We start from the raw sequence: 9,567 nt of genomic DNA, 5'->3' as shown, positions 1-9,567 counted from the left end.
CGCCCCTCCTCCACCCCGGCCGCGGGACCATTCGCCCGACGCCCCGTCTCCTTCGTCAACGTGCGCGACGCAGCCTTCGAAGTCGACGGCGCGGCGTTCCGCTTCGGCGGAACCAACTGCTACTACCTGCACCAGCAGTCGCACTACATGATCGACGCGGCACTCGACGACGCGGCCGCGATGTCCCTGCGGGTGCTGCGCGCCTGGGCCTTCGCCGACGGCGCCGGCAACGGCTTCCCGCCGCTACAGCCGCGGCCCTACGTCTACGACGAGGCCGCTTTCGACCCGCTGGACTACGCGGTGCACAAGGCCGGGCAGCTGGGCATCAGGCTCGTGCTCACCCTGACCAACAACTGGCCGGACTACGGCGGCATGCGCCAGTACGTCACCTGGTTCCTCAACCTGCCGGACGACTCCTACGGCGCGATGGTCAACCACGACCGCTTCTACACCGAGAAGTCGATCAAGGACTGTTACAAGGCATACGCCGAGTTCGTGATCACGCGGCGCAACCGCTACACCGGGCTGCGCTACAACGAGGACCCGACGATCATGACGTTCGAGCTGGCCAACGAGCCGCGGGGGCGCAGCGACAAGTCCGGGGCCAAGCTGCTCGGATGGGTCGCCGAGATGAGCCGATTCGTCAAGCGCCTGGCGCCGCGCCAACTGGTGGCAATCGGTGACGAGGGCTTCTACGGCGAGCCGAACGCGAGCGACTATCCCTACGGCGACTACGAGGGCGTGCGCTGGAAGGAACTGGCCGCGCTGCCGCACGTGGACTACGCGACGATCCACCTGTACCCCGAGGGCTGGGGCGAGAACTCGGCCGCCAAGCCGGGTACCGACCCGGTCTCGTGGGGCACCACGTGGATCACCCGGCACCTGGCCGACGCGGCGGCGCTCGGCAAGCCGCTGGTACTGGAGGAGTTCGGCCTGTCCGTCAACGCGGCGCAAGGCGTGCCCGACGAAACGGCGCGCGCGGCGGGCTACCAGACCTGGGTCGACGCGGTACACGACAACGGCGGCGCCGGCGACCAGTTCTGGCTGTTGACCTCCCGGGTCGACGACGGCTCTTTCTACCCCGACTACGACGGCTACCGGGTGGTGTGGGACAACGACCCGTCGAACCCGACCAGCGGCTTGGCGAAGCTGCTGGCCGCGCATGCGAAGGCCATGGCCTCCGGGTGATGGCCTGCCTTAACGTGTAGTCGAGCAGGCGGGTCTGGCGCACGGGCGTGCTCCACGGCGCGCCCCGCAACCAGGCCCGTCGCCCGGGCGTCCACGAGGGAAACTCCCCGTGGAGGAGACAAGCGCCGCGTGCCCGGCTCGACAGGTGGAGGCCCGACCCGGATGGACAGCACGGTCGCGGACGGCACTGCCACAGACAGCACTGCCACGAACGGCGCTGCCGGGGAGAGCGCAGCCACGCGGAGTGCCGCCACGAACGGCCCTGCCGTGGCGGAGGACAAGCCTCCGGCCGAGGATGCGGAGACCGACCCCGACCCCGCCGGGGAGCAGGAGCCCGCGGCCGGGGAGCAGGAGCCCTCAGCTGAAGCGCGGCCCGAGGCCGAGGAGCCACGGCAGGCCGCGCGCCCGGCGCTGACAACCACTGAGCCGCGGCAGATCACCGACCCGCAGCAGAGCGCCGAACCGCAACAGATCACCGACCCGCGAGAGACCAGCGACCGGGAAGAGGACACGGACCCGGCACAGGCCGGGGACCGGCCACGGCCCGAGCATCCCGCGGCGCAATCCGCGGCGCAGTCCGCGGCCGGTGCCGCGCCCACTCGCGAACCGGACCGCGACCGCCTGCTCGGCATCAGGGTCATCGCCTTCGTCACCTCGCTCTGCGTCCTGGTCGTCGGCTGGGCGCTGATCCGGGTCGGCGGGGCCGGCGCCACGGCGACGAGCGCTCAAGGCGCGCCGTCCCCGGCGCCCGCGCGCCTCGTGCAACAGCTCGCCCGCACGTTCACCCTCCCCGGCACCGCGCCCGCCATCCCGTGGCCCACCACCGGCCAGGCCGCCGTCGAAATGGAAGGCTACGGCCCGCTGGGCACCTCCGGAGCCGTGGCCAAGCCGGTACCGATCGCCAGCGTGGCCAAGACGATGACGGCCTACCTGATCCTGCTGCACCACCCGCTCGCCGCGGGCGAATCAGGGCCCGTCATCACCGTCGGCGCGGCCGAGGCCGCCGCGTACCCGAGCGAGCTGCGCTCCGGTCAGTCGCTGGTCAAGGTGCGCGCCGGAGAACACATCAGCGAGCGCGACGCCCTGGAGGCGCTGATGCTCGCCTCGGCGGACAACATCGCGAAGATCCTGGCGCGCTGGGACGCCGGTTCGGCCGCGTCCTTCGTGGCGACCATGAACCACACCGCCCACTCGCTCGGCATGACGCACACCACTTACACCGACCCGTCCGGCCTCGACCCCGGCACGGTCTCGACCGCGACCGACCAGATAACGCTCGGCCGGGCCGCGATGCGATCCCCGGCCTTCGCCGCGATCGTCGCCCAGCAGACCGCGAGCATCCCGGTCCAGGGCACCATCCACAACTACAACCGGCTGGTCGGCCACAACGGCGTGCTCGGCATCAAGACCGGCTCCACCGACCAGGCCGGCGGCTGTCTGCTGTTCGCCGACACGGTCACGGTCGGCGGGCGGCCCCAGACCGTCATCGGAGCGGTCCTCGGCCAGCCGCTCGGCACCGCCGAGCACTTCCTCGACCCGGTCCTCGACGCCGCCTCGAAGCTGATCACGGCGGCCCAGGGCACGCTCGTGGCCGGCACCGTCGCGGCGCCGGGCGGGCTGTCGGCCTCGGTGCACCGGCCGGGAAGCGCGGGCCCGGCCGGCGAGACCCTGCTCGGGGTGCAGTCCGCGGTGGTCGTCATCGGGCGGCCGGGACAGACCTACCGGGTCGTGGTCTCCGGCGGGTCCGAAGCCCCGCGGCTCACGGTGACGGCCGTTGACCCGGCAGGCGCCGCGGCGGCGGTGACACGGACGCTTTCCGTTCCGCTGGTACGGCTTTCCGCAGGCGGCGGCGTCTCGCTGCGGTGACCCGGCGCCGACGCGCCCGCACCGGACGCCCCCGCGCGTTCTTCGGCCGGGAAGAGGGCCGCCGCGCGCCGCGCGCTCGCCTTCGCCCGCCCGGTCGTGGTCAGCACGCCGAGCACCGCGACGATCAGCCCGCAGCCGGCCACGATCGCCCAGCCCGCGTGGCTGGCGGCGCTGAAACCCGCGCGCATGGTGCCGCTCACCCGGGCGACGGTCACGGTGCCGATGAGCGCGACGCCGAGCGACTGGCCGACCTGGCGGCTGGTGGAGGCCACCGCGGCGGCGACCCCCGACTGGGCGCGGGGCATGCCGGAGACCGCGGTGTTGGTGATCGGCGCGTTCACCACGCCGAAGCCGAAGCCGAACAGCGCGTACACGATCCCCAGGTAAAGCAGCGGGGTGGTGTTGCTCATGGACAGGAAGAGCAGGCCGGTCGCGCCGATCGAGATCCCCGCGGCCAGCAGCGGGCCGCGGCTGCCGCGCTCGGCCACGAGGCGGCCGGACAGCGGCCCGAACAGGCCGGTGAGCGCCGCCATCGGCAGCGTCATGAGACCTGCCTTGAACGCGGAAAAGCCGCGCACGTCCTGCAGATACAGCGTGTTGACGAACAGGAACCCGGCCAGCGCGACGAAGGCGGACACCGCGATGACGGTCGCGCCGCTGAACGGGACCGAGCGGAAGAAGCGCAGCTCGATCAGCGGCTCGTCGCGCCGTCCCTCGTAGCGGATGAGCGCGGCCAGCCCGGCCGCGCAGAACGCGAACAGGCCGAGGATCACCGGGGCGCTCCAGCCGAAACGAGGCCCCTCGATGATCGCGTACGTCACCGCGGCGAGCACCGCGATGACCAGCAGCTGGCCCACCGGGTCGAGCCGTCGGCCGCGCCCGGCGCGGGACTCGGGCACGAACAGCGCGGTGAGCACGAGCGCCACGACGCCCACCGGGATGTTCACCCAGAAGACCGCCCTCCAGCCGACCGCCTGCACCAGCACTCCGCCGACCACCGGGCCCGCGGCCATGGACAGCCCGATCACCCCGCCCCACACCCCGATCGCCCGGGCCCGCTCCCTGGCGTCGGTGAACGTGTTGCTGATGATCGACATGGCGACGGGATTGAGCATGCTGCCGCCGACCGCCTGCAGCGCCCGGAAACCGACCAGCCAGCCGAGCGAGGGCGCGACCGAGCACAGCCCCGAGGCGAGGGTGAACAGGACCAGGCCGAGCTGGAAGACCCGGCGCCGGCCGATCCGGTCGGCGGTCGAGCCGGCCAGCATCAGCAGGCTGGCCAGCACGAGGGTGTAGGCGTCGATGACCCATTGCAGGCCGGAGAGCGGGGCGTGCAGGTCGTGTTGGATGGACGGCAGCGCGACGTTCACGATCGTGTTGTCGATCGCGACGATGAACAGGCTCATGCAGCAGACGGCCAGGATGAGCCGACGGCGCCGGGGACCGGGTCCTTCGGCGAACAGCTCGGGTTCGGACACAGTCGCCTCCGTGGTGCGCGCACCTCGTGTGTTCGGGCACGCCCGCGCGGCGCTGCGCGCGCGTCTTCCGTTAGCTCAGCTAATCAAATCGCGAAATATGATACTCGCACAGCAACCGCGCGTCGGATCCTGTTCCGCACCGGCGCCCGGCCGGCGAACCCGCGTGGCCAGGGTGAACGACATGGGACATAGTGCTTCGGATAGCATCTACGCGCTCATTGATCGCACCACGTGCACAAGCGGGGTAGCCAGGACCATGGGGGGCGCGCAGCGTGGCGTTACTGCGGGAGAGCCGGCAGGAAGAGCGGCAGAGCGGGCAGGTGCGCGGCCGACGCGCCGCGGCGGGCCTGTGCGCGCTGGTGTTGGCGGTCTTCGCGGCATCGCTCATCACGGTGGCCCACGGCAGGCTCAACTTCGACGTCTATCGCGTCGACCTGAACGTCTACCGGCTCGGCGGGCGCGCCTGGCTCGACAACCACGCCCTCTACGGGCAGTTGCCGCTGACGAGCAACGGCCTGGACCTCGGATTCACCTATCCGCCGATCTCCGCCATCGTCATGTCCCCGCTGGCCATGGTGGCCGCGCGCACCGCCGGAATCCTGATCACGGCGATCACGCTCGGTCTGCTGCTCTCGGTACTCGCCCTGTTCCTGCGCACGGCCGGGCTCGCCGAGGGGGGCCGCTCGTGGCGCACCGCCGCGCTGCTGCTGCCGATAGCGGCGCTGTTCGAGCCGCTGCGCACGAACCTGGCATACGGCCAGATCAACGTCGTGCTGCTGGCGTTGGTCTCGTTCGACTGTCTGCTGCCGGCCACCTGGTGGGGCGTCGCCGGCCGCCCGGTCGGCTGGCCGCGCGGCGTCCTGGTCGGCCTGGCCGCCGCCCTCAAGCTGACCCCGGCGATCTTCGTGCTTTACTTCGCCGCCCGGAGGCAGTGGCGCGCCGCGGCGACCTCGGCGGTCTCGTTCGTCACCTTCACCGGCATCGGCGCCCTGTGCGCGCCGCACGACTCGGCGCAGTACTGGACGAAGATGGTGTTCGACACCGGTCGTATCGGCCCGCTCGTCTTCGCGGGAAACCAGTCGCTCAACGGGTTTCTGTACCGCACCCGGCTGACCGGTGACGCAGAGCACAACGCGTGGCTCGCCGCGGCGGCCGTCATCGGGGTGATAGGCGTCATCGCGATCTTCCGCGCCGCGCGTGCGGGAAGGCAGTTGCTCGCGCTGAGCCTCACGGCCTGCCTGACCCTGCTGGTATCGCCGGTCTCGTGGTCGCACCACTGGGTGTGGGCCGCGCCGATCGTGCTGACCGCCACGCTGGCTGCGTACCGGGTCGGCAACAGGTGGGCCCTCTCGATCTTCGGCGGCGGGCTGGTGCTTTTCCTCGCCTCGCCGCAGTGGTGGTTCCCGGCGACCGAGAACCGCGAACTGCACTGGGCTTGGTGGGAGCAGATCATCGGCAGCTCATACGTGTGGGCCGCACTTGGCGCCCTCGTCGTGGCGGCGCTTGGGTACGCTCCCAGCCTCTTGCCGGCGGATCCCCGGTAAAGCATCGACAGACCGCCGGGGGCGGTGCTAAAAAAGCTGATAGCCGGATTGGGAGCGCTCCCATGTGCGGATGAGGGACCGACCACGCCGGAGTGGGCACCACCCCCTACGGGGTCGTCACACCGACCTGCATACCCTCAATCCGCCGACCACAGGAGTCGCAATGACGCGTCATCCGTCCGGCCACCGCGGCACGCGCCGGCGCCGCGGCAGCTCCACCCTCGCCATCCCCCTTGCCGCCGCGCTGGCCGCGACCGCGCTCACCGCCGTGCCCGCCGCCGCCACCACCAGCACTCCGGCCGTCGCCAACCCCGGTTTCGAGGCCAACGGCACCGGGGTCGCCTCCCCGTCCGGATGGTCGAGCAGCGGCACCACGACGGCCGATTACACCGAATCGGGAGGGCACGCCGGCTCGTACCGCCTGTCGCATTGGTCCTCGTCCGCGTACACCGTCGACACGTACCAGACGATCACCAACATCACGAACGGCTACTACACCCTCGGAGTCTGGGTGCGTTCGGACGACACCGGAGGGTCGAACTACATCTCGCTGTCCGGCTGCGGTAACGCGACGAAGACGACCTATGTGCCGGTCGATTCGGACGGCAACTGGCTGCACATCGTGGACTACGTATACGTGTCCGACAACCAGTGCACCATCAACCTCTACTCACGCAGCGCCGCGAACGCCTGGACGAACTACGACGACATCACGTTCACAGCCGGGGCCGCACCGGTGTCGATCCGGGGCGGGGACACCTCCAGCCTCTACCGCGGCGAGCAGCTCGGCGGCGCGTACTACAACAGCTCGGGCACGCAGCAGAACGCGTTGCAGATCCTCAAGAACGGCGGCATGGACTACGTGCGCCTGCGCGTCTGGGTCAACCCCCAGGACGGGATGAACAACGAGGCGACGCTGCTGGCGTCGGCGAAGCAGGCATACGGCTACGGGCTGCCGATCCTGCTGGACTTGCACTACTCGGACACGTGGGCCGACCCCGGCCACCAGAGCACCCCGGCCGCCTGGTCCGCCGACACGCTCAGCCAGTTGGAAGGCCAGGTGTACGCGTACTCGAAGCAGGTCGTCGGCGACCTCGTGGCCCAGGGCACACCGCCCGCGATGGTCCAGGTCGGCAACGAGATCAACGCGGGCATGCTGTGGCCGGACGGCTCGACCTCGAACTGGCCGCAGCTGGCCGCGCTGCTCAGGCAGGGCGTCGCGGGCGTGAAGGCGGCGTATGCGCCCACGAAGATCGTGCTGCATCTGGCCGCCTCCGACAGCCTGTCCACGCTGGAGAGCTGGTACAGCACGGCGCTGAACTACGGCGTGTCGTTCGACGTGATCGGCATCTCGTACTACGACTACTGGCACGGCCGGCTCGACGTGTTGCAGTCCGACCTGAACGGCCTGGCCGCGAAGTACGGCAAGCCGGTGATGGTGGCGGAGACCGCGTACCCGTGGACGATGGCCAACGACGACTCGCAGACCAACTCGGTCACCTCGTCAAACACCACGCTCGACCCCGGATACGCGGCGAGCGCCGCGGGCCAGGCGGCGAACCTGCGCGACGTGCTCTCGATCGTGCAGGCGGTGCCGAACGGGCTCGGGCTCGGCGCGTTCTACTGGGAGCCGACCTGGACCGTGGTGGCGGGCAACGGCTGGGACCCGGCCAACCCCGGGTCCGGGGACGGCTGGGAGAACCAGGCCGCGTTCGACTTCAACGACAGGGCCCTGCCCGTCGTGAGTCAGTTCGCGGCGCGCTGAGCCATTGCGAGCAGTGCGTAACCGGCGGTGACTGCGTCCCGGCTCTGGTCGCGGACGCGGCCGCCGCCGTGCTCGGCGCGCGAGCGTCAGGCTCCGGCCGGCGCCCGGTGCGCGCCGCCCTGCGCGCCGAGCACGGCGTCGAGCAGCTGAGGGAACGCCTGGTCGAGCTCCGCGCGGCGCAGCGAAACGTAGCGGTGCGTGCCCTGGGCCCGGGTGCTGATGACCCCCGATTCACGCAGCACCTTGATATGGTGCGACAGGGTGGATTTACCGATCGTCAGGCCGGCCAGTTCGCCGACCCGGTTGCAGCACTCCTCGCCTTGCCGGGCCAGGGCCCGCACGATCGCCAATCGTCCGGGATCGGCCAGCGCGGCCAGTACCGTGGGCAGCTCGGGCAGACGCGGCAAGCGCTCCTGCGGGTCGTCGGTGGCGGCGGGCGAGGGTCGGGGCGACGCTTCCTCGACAAGCATCCTTCCACTGTAATACGACCGGACTGGCTGAACAGCGCCCCGGCTACCGGCCGAGCCGCGGGTGAGACGGCGGGTAATCGGTTGCGGCGGGCCGCGACGGCGCGACAGGGTACGGGGATGACCGCTGCCATCGTCAACATCACGTTCGACTGCGCCGACCCCTACGCACTGGCCGGGTTCTGGGCCCGGGTGACCGGCCTGCCGCTCGACACCGAAGCCCGGCCGGGAGACGACGAGGTCTGCCTCGTTCCCCCGCCCGGTCGTCCCGGTTTCCTGTTCATCCGGGTCCCCGAAGGCAAGACGGCGAAGAACCGGATTCACCTCGACCTGACCCAGGACACCACCCGCGACGCCGAGGTGGAGCGCATCGTCGCCCTGGGCGGCGTGATCGTCCAGGACCACCGTCGCCCGGACGGCTCGGGCTGGGTCTATCTAGGCGACCCCGAGGGCAACGAGTTCTGCGTCGAGCTGAACACCGCCGAACGCGCCGCTCTGAGCAGGTAGGCACGCATGGACCGGGGGTCGGCGACCCGTGCGCGCGGCCACGGATTCGACGTTCCCTGATGGCGCTGCGGATGCGAACCGCCGGATTCGGGCTCAGGCTGGGGCCATGTCCGATCCGCAGAACTCTCCCTCCCGGCGGGACACCGCTCCGCCGCCGCAATCCCGTCCCGGACGGGCCGCCGCACCCCGGCCGCCGCGCGAGCGGCACCGGGGTCGACCGGGCGGCCGAGGGCGCCGCATGATCGCCGCGTCCTCGGCTGCGCTCGCTGTGGCCGTGGCCACCGCCGTCGCCGGCTGCGCGGCGGACGCCACCAGCGTCTCGACCTCGCACGTAGGCATCAACACCAGCCCGTCCGCCGCACGCGGATTCGGGGCCGTCGACACCCGGCCGAACAGCAACAGCAACAGCGCCGGGACCACCAGCGGCACGTCAGGGCACGTCACGTACGAGTGCAGTGGCAAGGCGCCGGGCGGCGTCGACATCACCTACGGCCCGGGGGGATCCCAGGCGAGCGCCGGAGCGCTCCCCTTCAGCAAGACGATGCCGCTGGAGGCTGGCACGAACAACCTCAACACCTCGGCCCGGCTGCACGGCTCTGGTGACGTGTCCTGTTCGACCACGGTCAGATACTCCGGAAGTTCCGGCGGCTCGCACACCGTCACCAACAGCGCCGCGGTCGGGAACGGGCACGCCTCCGCGAACGCCGTGATCTGCGCCACCCCCGGCGGATCCTGGAAGCCGTGCTGAACAG

General features: G+C 71.0%; 7 protein-coding genes and 1 pseudogene. 6 read left to right on the top strand and 2 right to left on the bottom strand.

All coding sequences use genetic code 11. The features are described 5' to 3' along the window. Together KGA66_RS19840 and KGA66_RS31745 are read left to right on the top strand one after the other, a co-directional pair. Positions 1-1,188, top strand: a 1,188-nt coding sequence (locus tag KGA66_RS19840; RefSeq protein WP_211469667.1) for a glycoside hydrolase 5 family protein, incomplete at its 5' end; no start/stop codon positions are given. A gap of 162 nt (positions 1,189-1,350) precedes the next feature. After that, positions 1,351-2,637, top strand: a pseudogene (locus KGA66_RS31745) (D-alanyl-D-alanine carboxypeptidase family protein); the annotation flags it as partial. 269 nt (positions 2,638-2,906) lie between these two features. Here KGA66_RS31745 and KGA66_RS19835 read toward each other — a convergent pair. After that, positions 2,907-4,460, bottom strand: coding sequence for an MFS transporter (locus tag KGA66_RS19835; RefSeq protein WP_211469670.1), 1,554 nt, complete (start codon positions 4,458-4,460; stop codon positions 2,907-2,909). Positions 4,461-4,804: 344 nt separating this feature from the next. Here KGA66_RS19835 and KGA66_RS19830 point away from each other — a divergent pair, with 344 nt between their 5' ends. Both KGA66_RS19830 and KGA66_RS19825 read left to right on the top strand, forming a co-directional pair. After that, positions 4,805-6,076, top strand: a complete 1,272-nt coding sequence (locus KGA66_RS19830) for a glycosyltransferase 87 family protein (protein WP_211469666.1) — start codon at positions 4,805-4,807, stop codon at positions 6,074-6,076. 163 nt (positions 6,077-6,239) lie between these two features. After that, positions 6,240-7,841 (top strand): glycoside hydrolase family 53 protein, encoded by a 1,602-nt coding sequence (locus KGA66_RS19825; RefSeq protein ID WP_211469665.1) that lies wholly within the window; start codon positions 6,240-6,242, stop codon positions 7,839-7,841. 86 nt (positions 7,842-7,927) lie between these two features. Here KGA66_RS19825 and KGA66_RS19820 read toward each other — a convergent pair whose 3' ends face one another. Then, positions 7,928-8,311 carry an ArsR/SmtB family transcription factor gene (locus tag KGA66_RS19820; protein ID WP_211469664.1) on the bottom strand — a complete coding sequence of 128 codons (384 nt, stop codon included), beginning with the start codon at positions 8,309-8,311 and terminating at the stop codon, positions 7,928-7,930. Between the two features lie 117 nt (positions 8,312-8,428). Here KGA66_RS19820 and KGA66_RS19815 point away from each other — a divergent pair, with 117 nt between their 5' ends. Together KGA66_RS19815 and KGA66_RS19810 are read left to right on the top strand one after the other, a co-directional pair. Continuing rightward, positions 8,429-8,815 (top strand): VOC family protein, encoded by a 387-nt coding sequence (locus tag KGA66_RS19815; protein WP_211469663.1) that lies wholly within the window; start codon positions 8,429-8,431, stop codon positions 8,813-8,815. 238 nt (positions 8,816-9,053) lie between these two features. Next, entirely contained in the window at positions 9,054-9,563 is a 510-nt protein-coding gene (locus KGA66_RS19810; protein ID WP_211469662.1) for a hypothetical protein, read from the top strand. The last annotated feature ends 4 nt before the right edge of the window (positions 9,564-9,567 follow it).

This window comes from Actinocrinis puniceicyclus (assembly GCF_018283645.1).
GTDB lineage: Bacteria > Actinomycetota > Actinomycetes > Streptomycetales > Catenulisporaceae > Actinocrinis > Actinocrinis puniceicyclus.
The sequence above is the reverse complement of the archived record's forward strand: the minus strand, read 5'-3'. Positions and strand labels throughout refer to the sequence as shown.

Bases quoted from the DNA above. Each gene is read 5' to 3' on its own strand.
- KGA66_RS19815 (WP_211469663.1), top strand. From the start codon at position 8,429: ATGACCGCTGCCATCGTCAACATCACGTTCGACTGCGCCGACCCCTAC.
- KGA66_RS19810 (WP_211469662.1), top strand. From the start codon at position 9,054: ATGATCGCCGCGTCCTCGGCTGCGCTCGCTGTGGCCGTGGCCACCGCC.
- KGA66_RS19820 (WP_211469664.1), bottom strand. From the start codon at position 8,311: ATGCTTGTCGAGGAAGCGTCGCCCCGACCCTCGCCCGCCGCCACCGAC.
- KGA66_RS19825 (WP_211469665.1), top strand. From the start codon at position 6,240: ATGACGCGTCATCCGTCCGGCCACCGCGGCACGCGCCGGCGCCGCGGC.
- KGA66_RS19835 (WP_211469670.1), bottom strand. From the start codon at position 4,460: ATGAGCCTGTTCATCGTCGCGATCGACAACACGATCGTGAACGTCGCG.